This is a genomic window from Micromonospora sp. NPDC000089 (assembly GCF_042899365.1).
GTDB lineage: Bacteria > Actinomycetota > Actinomycetes > Mycobacteriales > Micromonosporaceae > Micromonospora.
The window spans coordinates 384,855-401,814 of sequence record NZ_JBIAZT010000003.1; the positions used below are offsets into that span (position 1 = coordinate 384,855).

Below are 16,960 nucleotides of genomic sequence, written 5' to 3' on the forward strand. Positions count from 1 at the left end.
GCCGACGGCGCGGCCCGCGGCGGGGTGGCCGTCGCCGACGTCGCGCCCGCTCGCGCGGCGGCCGCCGTCAAGGGCCGGGTGCTCGCCGGGACGCTGCTCTTCATCGCCGGCTTTACCGTCGTGTTCACCGCCACCGCGATCCTCTTCGCCAGCTTCGGCCGGGTCTTCTTCGACCACCAGCGGACCCTGGAGATCGTGATCGGCGCGCTGGTGGTGCTGCTCGGGCTCAGCTACCTGGGCGTGGTGCCCGGCATGCAGCGGGAGTTCCGGATCAACCGGCTGCCGGCGGCCGGCCTGCTCGGCGCCCCGGTGCTCGGCGCGGTCTTCGCGCTGAGCTGGCTGCCGTGCACCGGCCCCACCCTCGGCGCGGTGCTCGGCATGGCCACCGCCGCCGGCAAGACCGACCGGGCGGTGGTGCTGGCCGTGGCGTACTGCCTCGGGCTGGGGGTACCGTTCGTCGCCTTCGGGCTGGGCTTCCAGCGCCTGCTCGGGGTGTTCCGCGCCGTCCGGCGCAACAGCCGCTGGGTCACCCGGATCGGCGGCGTGCTGCTGGTCCTGATCGGCCTGGCGCTGGTCACCGGCGGCTGGCAGAACTTCGTGATCTGGCTGCAGACGACCGTCGGGGTGGGCGAGGTGAGCATCTGATGACGACCGTGGACGACCGGCCGGCGAGCCCGCCCGCCGAGGCGCCCCGCCGCCGCCCCAACCCGGTGCTGGCCCTGCTGCGCAACTCGTGGCGGCAGCTGACCAGCATGCGTACCGCGCTGGTGCTGCTGTTCCTGCTCGCGGTGGCCGCGATCCCCGGTTCGGTGCTGCCGCAGCGGGGGGTCAACCCGGAGAAGGTCAACCAGTGGTTCGTCGACCACCCCGACCTGGCCCCCCGGCTCGATCAGGTCGGCGCGTTCGAGGTGTTCGGCTCGGTCTGGTTCTCCGCGATCTACCTGCTGCTGTTCACCTCGCTGATCGGCTGCATCATTCCCCGGCTCCGGGACCATGTCCGGGCGCTGCGGATGCGGCCGCCGGCCGCCCCGAAGCGGCTGGAGCGGCTGCCGCAGCACGCCGCGCTGGAGTCCCCGGCCGCCGCCGACCCGGCGGCGATCGCCGCGGTGCTGCGTCGCCGCCGCTGGCGGGTCGAGGTACGCGGCAACGAGGTCTCCGCCGAGAAGGGGTACCTCAAGGAGACCGGCAACCTGCTGTTCCACACCTCGCTGATCGCCGTCCTGCTCGGCGTGATGCTGGGCTCCTGGTACGGCTGGCACGGCAACCGGATCCTGGTCGCCGGCCCGGACAACGCCTTCTGCAACAGCCGCCAGCAGTACGCCGAGGCGTCGCTCGGGCCGCGGGTGGACAGCGCCGACCTGCCGCCGTTCTGCCTCACCCTGGAGCGGTTCGAGGCCGACTACCTGGCCTCCGGTCAGGCGTCCCGGTTCTGGGCCACGGTCAGCGTCGACTCCCCGGACGAGGCACCCCGCAGCGTCGGCTTCTCGGTCAACTCGCCGCTGCGGCTCGGCCCGGCGAACGTCTACCTGCTCGGCAACGGCTACGCGCCGGTGCTGAGGTACACCGACCGGTACGGCCGCAGCCAGGTCAGCGACGAGCCGTTCCTGCGCACCGGTGACCCGAACGCGACCGAGGAGGGCGTCGCCCTCTTCCCGGACGCGAACGTCGACCCGAAGACCGGCAAGCGGGAGCCCGGCCAGCAGGTCGCCTTCGACGGGCTCTACCTGCCCACCGCCCCGGACGGCGCGCCGTTCGTGGCGTCCCGGTTCCCGGCCGAGCGCAACCCGGCGGTGAACCTGACCGCGTACCGGGGCAACCTGGGGCTGGACGCCGGCATCCCCGGCTCGGTCTACCAGCTCGACCAGCGGCAGGTCAGCAACGGCAAGCTCAAGCAGCTGGGCAACAAGCTGCTGAAGCCGGGCGAGACCTGGACCCTGGACGACGGCAGCAAGCTGGAGTTCCTCGGCACCAAGCCGTACGTCACCCTCGCCGTCCGGCACGCCCCCGGGCAGACCCTGCTGCTGGTGGCCTGCGGCACGCTGCTGCTCGGCCTGATGGGCTCGCTCTTCGGCCGGCGCCGGCGGGTCTGGTTCCGGGTGACGCCCCCCGACAGTGGATCTCCGACGAACGGTAGTAGCTTGGTGGAGGCCGGTGGGCTGCCGCGCACCGAGCACCCGGGGTTCGCCGCCGAGTTCGCCCAGCTGGTCGCCGCGGTCGGCGACGGCGGGGCGGCCGACCGGCGGGCGCGAGAAGGAGTCGAGTGATGTCCGCACTCTCCGACCAGCTGGTGACCTTCGCGATCCTGGCGTACCTGGTCGCGATGATCAGTCACGCCGTCGAGTACGCGCTCGGCAACGTCCGCGCGGTCGCCGCGGCGGCTCCGGCCCGCGAGCTGGTCGGCGCCGGCGTCGGTGGCCCCGGCGGCCCGGTCGAGGCGCCGGTCTCCCCGGCGCCCGCTGCCCGGCCCAGCCGCTCGGCGGAGCGGGCCCGGCTGGCCGGGCTGGTCGCCACCGGGTTCACCGGGCTGGCCGCCGCGCTGCACCTGGGCGCGCTGGTCACCCGGGGCATCGCCGCCGAGCGGATGCCCTGGGGCAACATGTACGAGTTCGTGCTGACGGTCACCTTCATCGGGTCCGCGGCCTGGCTGGCGGTGCTGGCCAAGCGCCCCGGCCTGCGCCGGCTCGGGCTGTTCCTGACCCTGGTCATGGTGCTGCTGCTGGCCTTCGCCGAGCTGAAGCTCTACATCCAGGTGGTGCCGCTGATGCCGGCGCTGCAGTCGTACTGGTTCGTCATCCACGTCTCGACGATCGTGTTCGCCTCCGGGATCTTCCTGCTGGGCGTGGTGCCGGCCACCGCGTTCCTGCTGCGCAACGGGTACGAGGCGGGCAAGCGCAGCTTCCCGTACACGCTGGCCCGGCGGCTGCCCGCGGCGGCCGGCCTGGAGCGGCTGACCTTCGCCCTGCACGCCTTCGCCTTCCCGATCTTCACCTTCGCGGTGATCGCCGGGGCGATCTGGGCCGAGGCGGCCTGGGGCCGGGCCTGGGGCTGGGACCCGAAGGAGACCTGGGCGTTCATCTCCTGGGTGGTCTACGCGGGCTACCTGCACGCCCGGGCGACGCCGAGCGTGAAGCGGAACGTGGCCACCTGGATCGCCGTGCTCGGCTTCCTGACCATGCTGATGAACCTGTTCGGGGTGAACTTCTTCTTCACCGGCCTGCACTCGTACGCCGGGGTGAGCTGAGCACCGCCTCCACCTGCCGGGTGACCTGGTAGGCGATCTCCGGGACGTCGGCCAGGTCGATCCGCTCGGCCCGCAGCGCGAGCTGCGCGTGCAGCTCCCGGGCCACGGCGTCGCGGATCTCGCGCAGCAGGGGCGAGAGGCCGTCCGGATCGCCGGACACGTACGCGTCGTCCATCCGCTCATCCTGCCCGTTCGACGCCTATGTCGTCACCGATGCAATCCTGCGAATTGCGATGCGTTGCGGGCCGCTGCCCGGTTCGAGCCGAACCGGGGCCTGCGGCCTTCACCCGCACCGCAGTAGAATGTTGGAGATGTGTCGAGGTCTTGTACATCACCAACAGGGGGTCGGCGATGACCGTCACACAGATCGATCTTGATGACGAGGCGCTCGCGGAAGCGATGCGGCTGTCCGGGGCGCGGAGCAAGAAGGAGACGGTGAACCTCGCCCTGCGGGAGTACGCCGCCCGGCATCGGCGGATCGCCGCGCTGGATCACTACGCCGCCGTGGCCCAGCACTGGGACTACGAGCACTGGCAGCACGCGCGCGCGGCCGACAAGACTCCCGCCGAGTGATCCGCTACCTGGTCGACTCCTCGGCCCTGTGGCGGTTGCTGCGTGACCCCGAGGTGCGGGTCGGCTGGTCCGACGTGGTCTCCGAGCACGCGATCGGGTCGTGCCAGCCGCAGCGTACGGAGTTTCGCCGCTCGGCTCGCGGCCTGGACGAGTACGAGCAGATGAACGCGATGTTTGCCGCGTTGTATCCCGACGTGCCGGTGCCGAAGACGGCGTGGTCATGGGTCGAGTCCGCGCAGTACCGGTTGTTGCGCCTCGGGGCTCATCGGGCGCTTTCCTGCGTCGATCTGCTGATCTGCGCCACTGCGGCGATCCGTGGCCTGGTCATCCTGCACGACGACAACGACTTCGCGACCGCCGCACGGCACCTCCCCGACATGGTCGAGCGGCGCGTCCGATCGCTGCCCTGAACTCGCCGCCTTCCTGCTGGGTCCGGTGCTCGCCACGTGCGGAGCGGGTGTGGCTCAGCCGCCCAACCAGCCCGGGACGTCGAGGCGGAAGACGTCGGCGGGGGCGACCCGGCGCAGGTCGTCCTCCATGGCGTCGACCCGTTCCGCGCCCAGGGTGGCCGCCCAGCGCTCACGCAGCGCGTCGAAGACGACCGCCGAGCGGCGCAGCCCGTCCAGCCCCCGCCCGGTCATCCGGACCAGCTTGCGGCGCGCGTCGGCCGGGTCGTCGACGCGTTCCAGGTAGCCGAGGGCGACCAGCCGGTCGATGGTCTTGCCCGCCGCCTGCTTGGAGACGCCGAGCCGTTGGCCCAGCTCGGAGGCGGTGGTGCCGTCAGCGCCGACGGCCTGGAGCACGAAGCCGTGCAGCGGGCGCAGGTCGGGGTGGCCCTGCCGGGCCAGCTCCGTGTGCAGCTCGTCGATGAGCGTACGGAAGCCGGCGAGCAGCAGCAGCGGCAGCACGAAGCCCGGGCGGTCAGGCGTTGCCATCTTCGACAACCTGGTTTACGGTTTGGTCAACCACGTTGACTATCTTAGCCGAGGAGCGCCGCCGTGTCCCGACCGGTCTTCCCCACCCACACCCACGACACCGCCCCCGAGGCCGCCCGGCCGATCATGAACGGGGTACGGCGCAAGCTCGGGCAGCTGCCCGCCGCCGTCACCCTGATGGCCGAGTCTCCCGAGCTGCTCAGGGGCTTCCTCACCGCCAACGCCACCTTCGAGGCCACCGACCTCGACGGAATCGAGCGCGAGGTGGTCGTGCTGACGGTGGCCACCCGCAACGAGTGCCACCTCTGCGTCGCCATGCACACCGCGACCCTGCACCGCCACGGCGCCGCCCCGGAGCTGGTCGCCGCGCTGCGGGCCGCCACCGCGCTGCCGGACGACCGGCTGGAGGCGCTGCGCCGGTTCACCGTCGCCGTCCTCGACCACCGGGGCGCGGTGCCGGACGACGAGCTGGCCGCGTTCCTTGCTGCCGGCTTCCGCCCCCGACACGCCCTGGACGTGGTGCTCGGCGTCGGGACGTACACGATCTCGACCTTCGCCAACCGGCTCACCGGCGCGCCCCTCGACCCACCCCTGGCGGCGTACGCCTGGGAGCCGGCGGCCTGACCGGTCACCCGCGCAGGAACCGCAGCAGCAGGTCGAGGAGTTCGGTCGGCCGCTCCTCGAAGAGCCAGTGCCCGCACTCCTCGACCACCTCGCCGGTGACCGTGGTGGCGTACCCGCGGACCTGCCCGGCCACCTGCTCGCCGAGGCTGGCCCGGGCGCCCACGGCGAGCACCGGCATCGGCAGCTTCGTCGACCGGTACGCCGCGTTGTCCGTGACGTCCTTCCCGAACGCCCGGAAGTACGCGAAGCTGGCCCGCAGATGGTCCGGGTCGCGCAGGTGGCGGGCGTACTCCTCGATGTCGTCGGGGCCGATGCTGCCCTTGTTCACCATGATCGAGTCGGTGAAGCGGTCCACCCAGAGCGACTCCCGGCCGGTGACCAGCTGCTCCGGCAGCCCGTTCGTCACGTTGAAGAAGCCGAAGTTCCACACCGCCGGCCCGGCCGACGTCAGGGCCGGGATCGACCAGATGCTCTCGTCGGGCAGGGGCGCCTCGGTGAGCACCAGCCGGGACACCACGTCCGGGTGCGCGGCGGCGTAGGCGTAAGCCACCATGGTGCCCACGTCGTGGCCCACCAGTCGGACGTCGTCGGCCAGGCCCAGGCCGGTGAGCAGGCCGTGCAGGTCCGCCGCGAGGGTCTTCTTGTCGTACCCGTCGGGTGGGGCGTCGCTGTCGCCGAAGCCGCGCAGGTCCGGCGCCACCACCTCGTACGACCGCCCCAGCTCGGGCAGCACGTGCCGCCACATGTGCCAGCACTGCGGATAGCCGTGCAGCAGCACCAGCGGCGGACCGCTGCCGCCCCGGACGTGGTTGAGCGTCACGTCCCCGACCCGGACCCGCTGCTCGGTGAAGCCCTCGGGCACCCGCGCGCCACCCATCCCCGCCCCCAACCGCCGCATTCATGGTCGCGGCGGACTACCCCGTCACCCCCGCCCCATGCCGCCCCGCCCGCCCCGCCCGGCCCGGGCTGCCCCGCCCTGGCGATCATGGAGTCGTGGTGGTACGCGTACCGCCCGGAACGGGCAAGTCGGGCGCTACAACTCCATGATCGACGCCGAACGGGCGGACGGGCGGACGGGCGGGGGGTGGGTGCGGTGGGGTGGCGGGCTGGGGTGGGGTGGGACACAGCGAGGGAGCCGCACCCGGCGTGGTTGGGGTGGGGTGGGGTGCGGGAGACTGGCTGGTATGGCGGCTCGTGGGTTTCCGTACACCGATCTCAAGGACTTCCTCGCGGCGCTGGAGCGCGCGGGGGAGCTGCGGCGGGTCGACGTCCCGGTCGACCCCACGCTGGAGATCAGCGAGGTGGTCACCCGGACCGTGCGCGCGGGCGGGCCGGCGCTGCTGTTCGAGCGGCCCACCCGCGGCGAGATGCCGGTGGCGATCAACCTGTTCGGCACCGAGAAGCGGATGGCGATGGCGCTCGGCGTCGACTCGCTGGACGAGATCGGCGACCGGATCGGCGCGCTGATCAAGCCGGAGCTGCCGGTCGGCTGGTCCGGCATCCGCGAGGGCCTGGGCAAGGTCATGCAGCTCAAGTCGGTGCCGCCGCGCAAGGTGAAGACCGCCCCCTGCCAGCAGGTGGTCTACCGCGGTGACGACGTCGACCTGAACAAGCTGCCCGGCCTGCAGGTCTGGCCGGGCGACGGCGGGATCTTCCACAACTACGGGCTGACCCACACCAAGCACCCCGAGACCGGCAAGCGCAACCTCGGCCTCTACCGGCTCCAGCAGCACGGCCGCAACACCCTGGGCATGCACTGGCAGATCCACAAGGACTCCACCGCGCACCACGCGGTCGCCGAGCGGCTCGGCCAGCGGCTCCCGGTCGCCATCGCGATCGGCTGCGACCCGGTCGTCTCGTACGCGGCCAGCGCGCCGCTGCCCGGTGACATCGACGAGTACCTGTTCGCCGGCTTCCTGCGCGGCGAGCGGGTCGAGATGGTCGACTGCCTCACCGTCCCGCTCCAGGTCCCGGCGCACGCGCAGATCGTGCTCGAGGGCTACCTGGAGCCGGGCGAGCGGCTGCCCGAGGGGCCGTTCGGCGACCACACCGGCTTCTACACCCCGGTCGAGCCGTTCCCGGTGCTGCACGTCGAGACGATGACCATGCAGCGCGAGCCGGTCTACCACTCGATCGTCACGTCCAAGCCGCCGCAGGAGGACCACGGCCTGGGCAAGGCCACCGAGCGGATCTTCCAGCCGCTGCTCAAGCTGATGATCCCGGACATCGTCGACTACGACCTGCCGGCCGCCGGGGTCTTCCACAACTGCGCGATCGTGTCGATCCGCAAGCGCTACCCGAAGCACGCGCAGAAGGTGATGAACGCGATCTGGGGCGCGCACCTGATGTCGCTGACCAAGCTGATCGTGATCGTGGACGAGGACTGCGACGTGCACGACTACGCCGAGGTCGCGTTCCGCGCCTTCGGCAACGTCGACTACGCCCGCGACCTGCTGCTCACCGAGGGCCCGGTGGACCACCTGGACCACTCGTCGTACCAGCAGTTCTGGGGCGGCAAGGCCGGCGTCGACGCGACCCGCAAGCTCCCCACCGAGGGCTACACCCGCGGCTGGCCCGAGGAGATGACCATGTCGCCGGAGGTCGCCTCCCTGGTCGACAAGCGCTGGAAGGAGTACGGGATCTGATGGCGGTCCTCGACGCGCCGGCCGAGAAGCCGGGCCGGGTGAAGTCCTTCCTCAAGCTGGTCGCGATCGAGCACTCGGTGTTCGCGTTGCCGTTCGCTTATCTGTCCGCGTTGACCGCGATGCAGGTTTACGGGGGGCGGGTGCGGTGGGTCGACCTGCTGCTGATCACCGTGGCGATGGTGGGGGCGCGGACGTTCGCGATGGCCGCGAACCGGATCCTCGACCGGCGGATCGACGCGCGGAACCCGCGTACCGCCAATCGGGAGCTGGTCACCGGGGCGGTGAGCGTGCGGACGGCCTGGACCGGCGCGGCCGTCGCGCTGGTGGTGTTCCTCGCCGCCGCCGCCCTGCTCAACCCGCTCTGCCTGGTGCTCGCGCCGCTCGCCGTGGTGCCGCTGGTGGTCTACCCGTACGCCAAGCGGTTCACCAACTGGCCGCACGCCGTGCTGGCCATCGCCCAGGCGGTCGGCCCGGTGGGCGCCTGGCTGGCGGTCACCGGCACGCTCGACGGCTCCTGGCCCGCCTGGCTGCTCGGCGCGGCCGTCGGGCTGTGGATCGGCGGCTTCGACCTGATCTACGCCTGCCAGGACTCGGAGATCGACCGGGAGATCGGCGTGCACAGCGTGCCGGCGCGCTACGGCCGGCGCTTCGCCCTGCACGCCTCGACCGTCGCGCACGTGATCACCTTCGCGCTCTTCGGATGGTTCGGCGTGCTGGTCGGCTTCGGCTGGCTGTGGTGGATCGGGCTGGCGCTCACCGCGGTCGCCTTCGGCTACCAGCACCTGGTGGTCAGCCCCACCGACCTGAGCAAGGTCAACCGGGCCTTCTTCACCGCCAACGGCTTCGTCGGCATCGCGCTGTTCGTCTTCGCGCTGCTCGACCTGGTGATCCGCCTGCACCTGCGCGGCTGACCGCCCGCCCCGCCCCGGCCCGGCGTCAGGCCTGGTCCGGTAGGGCGTAGCGGGCGCTCTCCAGCGTCCAGTCGATCGTGCCGCGGACGGCGTTCGCCACCCCGTCGAGGTGGGTGGTGACCGACTCGTCCAGCGCCGGGCCGAACGACGGCACCGTCGCGCGCAGCGCTGTGAACCGCGCCATCGTCTCCCGCCAGCGCTCGGCGACCACGGCCACCGCCTCGACCGGCGGCACACCCCGCTCGGCGGCCACCGCCAGCACCAGGTTGTGCCCGCCGGAGACGGCCGTGTCCCGCCGTACCGAGGCGATGTCGTTGTACCAGGACAGCAGGTCGTTGCCGAGGTCACCGACCTGGCGCAGCACCGGGTGGTGGTACACCGGGTCGGGCAGCGGCCGGCCGGCGACGAACTCGATCAACGGGTACGAGACGTACGCGGCCGAGGTGGCCCGGCGCAGCTCGACGTACTCCTCGACGCCCGGCGCCCGGCCGGCGTCCCGGGCCACCGCCTCCCGCCAGGCCCCGTCCAGGTGGTGGCCCACCGCGTCGGCGAAGCGCTGCCGCCAGTGCGCCGGCATCCGTCGCCGGGGCACCCGCCAGCCGTCGATCAGCAGCCGGCGCAGCGGCCCGCCGAACCCGGGATGCCGCCGTCGGGGCCCCTCACGCAGCAGGCTCACCGCCCCGGCGCGCAGGGCGGGAATCGCCCCGGTGGGCAGCCGATCCGGCCCGTCGCAGGCATCGTCGACCAGGAAGAACCAGGTGAACAGGGCGGCCACGGTACGCAGGTCGGGCTCGTCCGCGTCCGGGTACAGCCGGCCCGCGTACCGGGCGAAGCCGGCCCGGTCCAGCCGGGCCAACGCGTCCGCGTCCAACGGCAGGCCCAGCCGGGGGAGCCGGTCCAGCAGCCACTCGTGCACCGCGTCGGCGTGCGGCGAGCGCCGCTCCGGGATCGGGCAGGCGGCACGCAACGACCACAGGACCTCACCGGTCATGTCCGATCCCTCCCGCGCGGCGCGGATCGCCTACGGCAGCATTTCAGGTCCACGGCGATCCCGTTGCCCGCCGACACCAGCGGCGGCGACGCCGACACGGGGGGTGGTGACCGCCCCGCCGCCCCGACCAGGCACGCTGGACGGCATGCGCGAACCATGGGTGGTCGGGGTCTCCGGCGCGTCCGGCACGCCGTACGCGGCGGCCGTCGTCCGCGGCCTGCTCGACGCCGGTCAGCCGGTGGACCTGATCGTCTCCCGGGCCGCCCGGCTGACCGTCCTCGACGAGACCGGGCGGCCGTTCCGGGACGGCCACTGGGCCGAGGACCTGGCCGCCTGGCTCGGCCGCGACCTGGCCGACGCGGACGTGCGGCACTGGCCCGCCGGCGACCTCGCGGCCGGCCCGAGCAGCGGCTCCTACCGGGTACGCGGGATGGCGGTGGTGCCGGCGAGCACGGCGGCCTGCGCCGGCATCGCGATCGGCCTGTCCAAGGACCTGCTCCAGCGGGCCGCGGAGGTCAACCTTAAGGAACGCCGGCCGGTGGTGCTGGTGCCCCGGGAGACGCCGGTGACCCGCAGCCACCTGGAGCACCTGATCGCGCTGCACGACGCCGGAGCGGTGGTGCTGCCAGCCAGCCCCGGCTTCTACGGCGCGGGCGCCTCGGCCACCGCGCAGCAACTGGTCGACTTCGTGGCCGGCAAGGTGCTCGACGCCCTCGGCGTCCCGCACACCCTGTTCCGGCGGTGGTCGGGCCAGCTGGCGGCCGACCGCTCCTGACCGCACCGGCCGGGGTGATCCTTCAGTTCAGACGGAAGCGGACCGGACCTTGCGGCCGGCCCGCGCTTCCACCTCGCACCAATCAGTACATCCCGGCGTTGGCCGGGCCCGGGCCGGTCGAGGCGGCGGGGCCGACGTTACGCGGCTTTCCCATCTCTTCCGCCTCGTCCAGCATGCCCTCCCCTTCCAGCAGGGCCCGCACCTCGGATTCCCGAAACCGGCGATGCCCGCCTGGAGTCCGGATGCTGCCGATCCGGCCGGCCGCCGCCCAGCGCGTCACAGTCTTCGGGTCCACCCGAAACAGCGCGGCGACCTCACCCGGTGTCAGCAGGCGATCTCCAGTGTCCACAGCCCCCTCCTCGCGTCGACGAAGCCCTCGGCTGAACACACTGCCCCCGGCCGGTGCGAGCCCAGAGCCGTCATGAGGGACGTATGGCAATTACAGCACCAGCGACCTGGCCTGTCCGCCAAACGCGAAAAACGCACTGAGTGGGAAGTTAGTAAATGGTACCGGTGGAGAGCTCCCTTGACCGTAGGTCTGCGAACTGTGACGCACTGTCATGTCCAACGGATGCCGGCCGTCCCGCGTTACGCCCCGACAGCTAAGGTCACACTCCGTGGACGCCATCGACCTGAACCTCGTCGAGCTGCTGCGCGGCAACGCCCGCCTGTCGTACGCCGAACTGGCCCGGCAGGTCGGCCTCTCCGCGCCCGCGGTGCACGAGCGGGTCGGCAAGCTCGAGTCCGGCGGGGTGATCCGGGCCTACCGGGCGGAGGTCGAGCCGGAGGCGATCGGGCTGGGGGTGACGGCGCTGATCGGCATCGTCGAGGACTCCAACGCCGACACCGACGACGTGCTGGAGGCGTTCCGGCGGATTCCCGAGATCGAGTCCTGCTACTTCATGGCGGGCGTCGAGTCGTTCCTGCTCAAGGCGCGGGTCGGCACCATCGCCGAGCTGGAGCAGCTGATCAACCGGCTGAACCGGACCCCGGGGGTGGCCTCCACCCGCACCGGGATCGCGCTGTCGACCAAGTGGGAGAACCGCCCGCAGCCGCTCACCCCGCCCACCGCCTGACCCACGCCTCTGGTGCCGCCCGGGCCGGCGGCGATAGGTTGCGCCGATGACGACGCCCCCGCCGCGAGCCGCCGTGGTCACCGGGGCGGCCGGCGGACTGGGCCGGGCGATTGCCGCCGCGCTGCACGCCGACGGGTGGGCCGTACTCCTGACCGACCTGGACGCCGACGCGGCCGGCGCCGCCGCCGCGCCGCTGGGCGGCTGGTCCCGCGCGCTCGACGTCCGCGACGAGGCGGCCTGCGCCGAGGTCGCGGCCGAGGCGGCCGGCCGGGGCGGGCTCGGCCTCTGGGTCAACAACGCCGGCCTGCTGGTGACCGGCCCGTCCTGGACGCACGACGCGGCGACCCGGCGGCGGCTGATCGAGGTGAACACCCTCGGCTCGATGACCGGCACCCTGGCCGCCCTGGCGGTGATGCGCGCCCAACGCCGGGGCCACGTGCTCAACGTCGTCTCGCTGGCCGGGCTGATCGCCGCCCCCGGCGAGACGGTGTACGCGGCCAGCAAGCACGCGCTGCTCGCGTTCAGCCTGGGCACGCTCGCCGACCTGCGGATGGTCGGGCTGCGGGACGTACACGTGTCGTGCCTGTGCCCGGACGGGATCTGGACGCCGATGCTGCACGACCGGCTGGACGACCCGGGCGCGCTGGCCTCCTTCACCGGGACGATGCTCAGCCCGCGGCGGGTCGCGGCCCGGGCCGCCCGGCTGGCCCGACACCCGCGCCCGGTGGTCAGCCTGCCGCGCTGGCGGGGCGGGCAGGTCCGGCTGCTGGACGCGCTGCCCCGGCTGGCGCTCGCGCTCACCCCGGTGGTCCGGGCCGCCGGCCGGGCCGGCCAGCGCCGGCAGCGGCGCCGGGTCGGGCCGGAGGCGAGCTGAGTTCGCTTGTAACGTTGCCGGCGTGACTCATCTGGACCGGTGCGACGAGGCCAGCCGGGTGTGGTTGACCGAGGCGATCGCCGCCGTCGAGGCGGACGCCAACCGGTCCGCCGACACCCACCTGTTGCCGTTCCCGCTGCCCCGGCGGTGGGGGATCGACCTCTATCTCAAGGACGAGTCGGTGCACCCGACCGGCTCGCTCAAGCACCGGCTGGCCCGCTCGCTGTTCCTCTACGGCCTCTGCAACGGCTGGATCGGCCCGGCCAGCACGGTGATCGAGGCGTCGTCCGGCTCCACCGCCGTCTCCGAGGCGTACTTCGCCCGGATGCTCGGGCTGCCGTTCATCGCGGTGATGCCCGCCTCCACCTCGCCGGAGAAGATCGCCCAGATCGAGTTCCACGGCGGGCGCTGCCACCTGGTGGACGACCCGGCGAAGGTGGTGATCGAGGCGCGCTGGCTGGCCGAGGACACCGGCGGGCACTTCATGGACCAGTTCACCTACGCCGAGCGGGCCACCGACTGGCGGGGCAACAACAACATCGCCGAGTCGATCTACGCCCAGCTGGAGCTGGAGCGGCACCCGATACCGGCCTGGGTGGTGGTGGGCGCCGGCACCGGCGGCACCAGCGCCACCATCGGCCGGTACGCCCGCTACCGGCGGCTGCCCACCAAGCTGTGCGTGGTCGACCCGGAGAACTCGGCGTTCTATCCCGCCTGGCAGGCCGCCGACTGGTCGGTGCGCACCGGCCGGGGCTCCCGGATCGAGGGGATCGGCCGGCCGACCGTCGAGGCGTCCTTCCTGCCCTCGGTGGTGGACCGGATGACCACCGTCCCGGACGCTGCCTCGCTGGCCGCCATGCGCGCCGGCTCGGCGGTGCTGGGCCGGCGGGTCGGCGGCTCCACCGGCACCAACCTGTGGGGGGCGTTCGGGCTGATCGCCGAGCTGCTCGCCGAGGGCCGCACCGGCTCGGTGGTCACCCTGATCTGCGACGCGGGCGACCGGTACGCCGACACCTACTACGCCGACGACTGGGTGGCCGGCCAGGGGCTCGACCTCGCGCCGTACCTGGCCACCATCGACCGCTTCCTCGCCACCGGCGCCTGGCCGGGCTGACCGCCGCCCGCGCTCGGCGGCGCGGTCACCGGCGCCGCGACCTCACGGCCCCCGCCGCGCGCGCTCAGCGGCCCTCGACGCGGTCGGCGAGGCCCGGATAGCGCCGGACGAAACCGTCACCGTCCAGCTCCAGGTCGGCGCGGAAGGTGTCGCTGACGAAGCGGACCCGGCCCGACCCGAGCGGCGTGTAGACCTGCTTGACCGGCACCACCTCCAGGCTCGGCACCAGCACCCAGGCCACGGTGACCGTGTGCGGCAGATCCGGCGACGCGTCGGCCAGCCGGAGCCGGCGGATCGGCAGGGTGTTGAACAGCGGCGAGCCGCCCAGGTCGACGTCGAGGGCGTCGTGCAGCCGGTCCGGGTCGTCGGCGCCGGGCAGCCCGGCCGCCGGCCGGCCGGCCGCCCGCAGCGCGGCGCTCAGGTCGCCCTGCTCACCGGCGCGCACCCGCCAGCCTCGGGTCTCGCGCTCCAGCCGCAGCCGGCGGGACCAGCCCGCGCCCTCGGCCTCCACCTCCAGCGCAGCGGTGGCGGCGTCCGCCCCGGCGGTCAGCCGGTAGCGGCAGGTGTAGGGGATCGGGTCCACCGCGACCTGGGTGCCGGTCGCGGCCAGCCCGGGGCCGGAGTCGAGGACGGCGTGCTCGGCGCCGGCGGTGTCCGTCCGGCTCCAGAAGAGTGACGTCGGCATGGGTGCGACGTTACGCGAGCCCACCGACACCGGCAGCGCATGCGGAAACGCCGCCGCGGAGCGTGGGCTCCGCGACGGCGTTCCGGGTGGTCGGCAGGATCAGTGGGTACGCGCCGGCGGCCGACCGCCGTAGCCCCGGCTGTCGTCGCGCGGCCGGTCGTCGCGGACCCGTCCCTCGGCGCGGAACCCGCCCCGCCGGTCGGTGCCGCGCGGCTCGCCGCCGAACCGGCGCTCACCCTGCGGCCGGTCGCCGAAGCGCTGCTCGCCGGTGGGCCGGTCGGTGCGCTCGGGCCGGTCGCCGAAGCCCCGCTGACGGTCACCGTACGACCGGTCGCCGTAGGAACGGTCACCGGTGGCGCGGGGGCCCCGGTCGCCGTAGGAGCGGTCGCCGGTCGGCCGGTCGCGGAACGAACGCTCCCCGCTCGGCCGGTCGCCGTACGAGCGGTCGGTGGCACGCGGGCCCCGGTCGCCGTACGACCGGTCGCCGGTGCCCCGGGCGCCCCGGTCGGCGTACGAGCGGTCCCCGGTCGGGCGGTCGGCGAAGCGCCGCTCGCCGTAGCGCTCGGTGCGGTCGTCCCGCTCGCCCCGGGCGTCGCCGAAGCGCTCGGCCCGGCGGTCGTCGCGGTTGCCGAAGCCCCGCTCGCCGGTCGGCCGGTCGGTGCGCTCCGGCCGGTCACCGAAGCCGCGCTGACCCCGGTCACCGAACGAACGGTCGCCGGTCGGCCGATCACGGAACGGACGGTCCCCGGTCGGCCGGTCGCCGTACCGCTGCTCGGTCCGCGGCCGGTCGCCGTAGCGGCGGTCACCCTGCGGGCGGTCGCCGTACCGCTGCTCGCCCCGGCCGTCGCGGTCGCGGCGCTCGCCGCTCGGGCGGTCGAAGCGCCGGTCGCGGTCGCCGAAGCGGCGCGGGCCGCCGGAGCGGTCGCCGCCGTGCCGGCGCGGCTCGGGCTCCTCGCGCACGGGGACGCCGCTGGGCTCCCGCGCGCCGGTCAGCTCGGCCAGGGTCGCGTCGCCGGCCCGCACCCGGGTCTCCTCCGGCGCGACGCCGGCCTTCTCCAGCATGGCCAGGGTGGTGCGGCGCTGCTTGGGCAGCACCAGGGTCGCCACCGCGCCGGACTCGCCGGCCCGGGCGGTACGACCCGCGCGGTGCAGGTAGTCCTTCGGGTCCTTCGGCGGGTCCACGTGCAGCACCAGGGTGACCCCGTCGACGTGGATGCCGCGGGCGGCCACGTCGGTGGCGACCAGCACGTTCATCCGGCCCTCGCGGAACTCGGCCAGGGTCTTGGTGCGCATCCGCTGGGTCTTGCCGCCGTGCAGGCCACCGGCGCGTACGCCCACCGCGCCGAACTGCTCGACCAGCCGGTCGACGCCGAGCTGGGTACGCGCGAACACCATCGTCCGGCCGTCCCGCGCCGCGATCGAGGCCGCCACCGCGAACTTGTCGTGCGGCGGGATCAACAGCAGGTGATGGTCCATGGTGGACACCGAGGCGGTCGACGGCGCGGTCGAGTGCGTCACCGGGTCGGTCATGAACCGCTTGACCAGCGCGTCCACGTCACCGTCCAGGGTGGCCGAGAAGAGCAGCCGCTGCGAGCCGGCCGGCGTCTTCGCCAGCAGCTCGGTGACCTCGGGCAAAAAGCCCATGTCGGCCATCTGGTCGGCCTCGTCCAGCACGGTGACCTCGATGTCGTCGAGGTTGCAGACGCCCCGGGAGATCAGGTCGCCGAGCCGCCCGGGGGTGGCCACGATGATCTCCACGCCGCGACGCAGCGCGTCGATCTGCCGGTCGTACGGGACGCCGCCGACGGCGGTCTTGAGGAAGATGCCGACGGCCTTGCCGAGCGGCACCAGCGCGTCGTTGACCTGCATCGCCAGCTCGCGGGTGGGCACCAGGACCAGGGCCCGCGGGTGCAGCGGGCGGGCCCGGTTGAGCTGGGCCAGCTTGGCGATGATCGGCAGGCCGAAGGCCAGCGTCTTGCCGGAACCGGTCTGCCCGCGGCCGAGCACGTCCCGGCCGGCCAGCGCGTCGGGGAGGGTGGCGCGCTGGATCTCGAACGGGGTGGTGATGCCCTGCCGGGCGAGCGCGGCGACCAGCTGCTGCGGCAGCCCCAGGTCGGCGAAGTCGACGTCGGCCACGGGAACGTCCCCGGCCGGCTGGTCGAGGCCGCTCGCCTGGTCGGTCGTGGCCTGCTGGTCGACGGCCTGCTGGTCGACGGCAGCCTGCTGGTCGACGACGGCCTGCTGGTCGGAGGAGGACGGAATGATGCCGGGGTCAGCGGAGGTGGTCAAGAAATGCCTCTCGAGCGGGGCGCAATCTTCGCGATGGCCCGCCGCGGCTGTGCTCGCCGCCGAATCGCCCGCAAGATCGCCCATGGGCGCGCACCGGGCGCGCCAGGTCAGTGATCCCCACAAGTGTACGGCGGACCGGCGACACCGGCCGCCGACCGCGCGGGGGTAGTGGGCGGGCTCACCATCACCACCACCTGAGGCGACCGGCGGCCACGGCCGTCCGCACC

The 16,960-nt window shown here is 73.5% G+C and carries 19 protein-coding genes; 12 read left to right on the plus strand and 7 right to left on the minus strand.

The features are described 5' to 3' along the window. The 3 genes from ACFY3U_RS08505 to ccsB form a co-directional block, all read left to right on the plus strand. Positions 1–645, plus strand: a 645-nt coding sequence (locus tag ACFY3U_RS08505; protein ID WP_387197053.1) for a cytochrome c biogenesis CcdA family protein, incomplete at its 5' end; no start/stop codon positions are given. Continuing rightward, complete coding sequence (locus ACFY3U_RS08510; RefSeq protein WP_387197056.1) at positions 645–2,264, plus strand: cytochrome c biogenesis protein ResB; 1,620 nt, start codon at positions 645–647, stop codon at positions 2,262–2,264. The genes ACFY3U_RS08505 and ACFY3U_RS08510, both read left to right, overlap by 1 nt. Continuing rightward, positions 2,264–3,241: a c-type cytochrome biogenesis protein CcsB gene (ccsB, locus tag ACFY3U_RS08515; protein WP_387197058.1), complete on the plus strand. Its 978-nt coding sequence runs from the start codon at positions 2,264–2,266 to the stop codon at positions 3,239–3,241. Before ACFY3U_RS08510 ends, ccsB begins: the two co-directional genes overlap by 1 nt. Here the strand turns inward: ccsB and ACFY3U_RS08520 are convergent. After that, positions 3,207–3,416, minus strand: a complete 210-nt coding sequence (locus ACFY3U_RS08520) for a hypothetical protein (protein ID WP_387197061.1) — start codon at positions 3,414–3,416, stop codon at positions 3,207–3,209. The genes ccsB and ACFY3U_RS08520 overlap by 35 nt on opposite strands. Before the next feature lie 176 nt (positions 3,417–3,592). Here ACFY3U_RS08520 and ACFY3U_RS08525 point away from each other — a divergent pair, with 176 nt between their 5' ends. Then, positions 3,593–3,814: a type II toxin-antitoxin system VapB family antitoxin gene (locus ACFY3U_RS08525; protein WP_387197064.1), complete on the plus strand. Its 222-nt coding sequence runs from the start codon at positions 3,593–3,595 to the stop codon at positions 3,812–3,814. Further along, entirely contained in the window at positions 3,811–4,224 is a 414-nt protein-coding gene (locus ACFY3U_RS08530) for a PIN domain-containing protein (protein WP_387197067.1), read from the plus strand. Before ACFY3U_RS08525 ends, ACFY3U_RS08530 begins: the two co-directional genes overlap by 4 nt. Positions 4,225–4,278: 54 nt before the next feature. Here the strand turns inward: ACFY3U_RS08530 and ACFY3U_RS08535 are convergent, their stop codons facing one another. After that, on the minus strand, positions 4,279–4,749 hold the full coding sequence (locus ACFY3U_RS08535) for a MarR family winged helix-turn-helix transcriptional regulator (protein ID WP_387197070.1): 471 nt from the start codon (positions 4,747–4,749) through the stop codon (positions 4,279–4,281). A gap of 63 nt (positions 4,750–4,812) precedes the next feature. Here ACFY3U_RS08535 and ACFY3U_RS08540 point away from each other — a divergent pair, with 63 nt between their 5' ends. Then, on the plus strand, positions 4,813–5,373 hold the full coding sequence (locus ACFY3U_RS08540) for a carboxymuconolactone decarboxylase family protein (RefSeq protein ID WP_387197073.1): 561 nt from the start codon (positions 4,813–4,815) through the stop codon (positions 5,371–5,373). Positions 5,374–5,377: 4 nt separating this feature from the next. On the opposite strand, the gene ACFY3U_RS08545 is transcribed toward ACFY3U_RS08540, so the two are convergent. After that, positions 5,378–6,250 carry an alpha/beta fold hydrolase gene (locus ACFY3U_RS08545; protein WP_387197076.1) on the minus strand — a complete coding sequence of 291 codons (873 nt, stop codon included), beginning with the start codon at positions 6,248–6,250 and terminating at the stop codon, positions 5,378–5,380. A gap of 307 nt (positions 6,251–6,557) precedes the next feature. On the opposite strand from ACFY3U_RS08545, the gene ACFY3U_RS08550 reads away from it, so the two are divergent. Together ACFY3U_RS08550 and mqnP are read left to right on the plus strand one after the other, a co-directional pair. Continuing rightward, positions 6,558–8,018 carry a menaquinone biosynthesis decarboxylase gene (locus tag ACFY3U_RS08550; RefSeq protein WP_387197079.1) on the plus strand — a complete coding sequence of 487 codons (1,461 nt, stop codon included), beginning with the start codon at positions 6,558–6,560 and terminating at the stop codon, positions 8,016–8,018. Continuing rightward, complete coding sequence (gene mqnP, locus ACFY3U_RS08555; protein WP_387197082.1) at positions 8,018–8,929, plus strand: menaquinone biosynthesis prenyltransferase MqnP; 912 nt, start codon at positions 8,018–8,020, stop codon at positions 8,927–8,929. Before ACFY3U_RS08550 ends, mqnP begins: the two co-directional genes overlap by 1 nt. A gap of 25 nt (positions 8,930–8,954) precedes the next feature. Here mqnP and ACFY3U_RS08560 read toward each other — a convergent pair whose 3' ends face one another. Beyond that, positions 8,955–9,920, minus strand: a complete 966-nt coding sequence (locus ACFY3U_RS08560) for a terpene synthase (protein ID WP_387197085.1) — start codon at positions 9,918–9,920, stop codon at positions 8,955–8,957. A 145-nt stretch (positions 9,921–10,065) separates the two neighbouring features. On the opposite strand from ACFY3U_RS08560, the gene ACFY3U_RS08565 reads away from it, so the two are divergent. After that, entirely contained in the window at positions 10,066–10,695 is a 630-nt protein-coding gene (locus tag ACFY3U_RS08565) for a UbiX family flavin prenyltransferase (protein WP_387197088.1), read from the plus strand. A gap of 82 nt (positions 10,696–10,777) precedes the next feature. Here the strand turns inward: ACFY3U_RS08565 and ACFY3U_RS08570 are convergent, their stop codons facing one another. Beyond that, positions 10,778–11,044 (minus strand): BldC family transcriptional regulator, encoded by a 267-nt coding sequence (locus ACFY3U_RS08570; RefSeq protein ID WP_088976967.1) that lies wholly within the window; start codon positions 11,042–11,044, stop codon positions 10,778–10,780. 268 nt (positions 11,045–11,312) lie between these two features. Here ACFY3U_RS08570 and ACFY3U_RS08575 point away from each other — a divergent pair, with 268 nt between their 5' ends. Genes ACFY3U_RS08575 through ACFY3U_RS08585 form a run of 3 tightly spaced genes read left to right on the plus strand, consistent with a single transcriptional unit; the run spans position 11,313 to position 13,759 of the window. Then, on the plus strand, positions 11,313–11,771 hold the full coding sequence (locus ACFY3U_RS08575) for an Lrp/AsnC family transcriptional regulator (RefSeq protein ID WP_387197092.1): 459 nt from the start codon (positions 11,313–11,315) through the stop codon (positions 11,769–11,771). 46 nt (positions 11,772–11,817) lie between these two features. Continuing rightward, on the plus strand, positions 11,818–12,645 hold the full coding sequence (locus tag ACFY3U_RS08580) for an SDR family NAD(P)-dependent oxidoreductase (protein WP_387197095.1): 828 nt from the start codon (positions 11,818–11,820) through the stop codon (positions 12,643–12,645). Positions 12,646–12,667: 22 nt separating this feature from the next. Continuing rightward, on the plus strand, positions 12,668–13,759 hold the full coding sequence (locus ACFY3U_RS08585; protein ID WP_387197098.1) for a PLP-dependent cysteine synthase family protein: 1,092 nt from the start codon (positions 12,668–12,670) through the stop codon (positions 13,757–13,759). A 64-nt stretch (positions 13,760–13,823) separates the two neighbouring features. Here the strand turns inward: ACFY3U_RS08585 and ACFY3U_RS08590 are convergent, their stop codons facing one another. After that, on the minus strand, positions 13,824–14,444 hold the full coding sequence (locus ACFY3U_RS08590; RefSeq protein ID WP_387197101.1) for a putative glycolipid-binding domain-containing protein: 621 nt from the start codon (positions 14,442–14,444) through the stop codon (positions 13,824–13,826). Positions 14,445–14,543: 99 nt separating this feature from the next. Continuing rightward, a complete protein-coding gene (locus ACFY3U_RS08595) occupies positions 14,544–16,817 on the minus strand; it encodes a DEAD/DEAH box helicase (RefSeq protein ID WP_387197104.1) in 2,274 nt (757 codons plus the stop codon). Positions 16,818–16,960 lie beyond the last annotated feature (143 nt).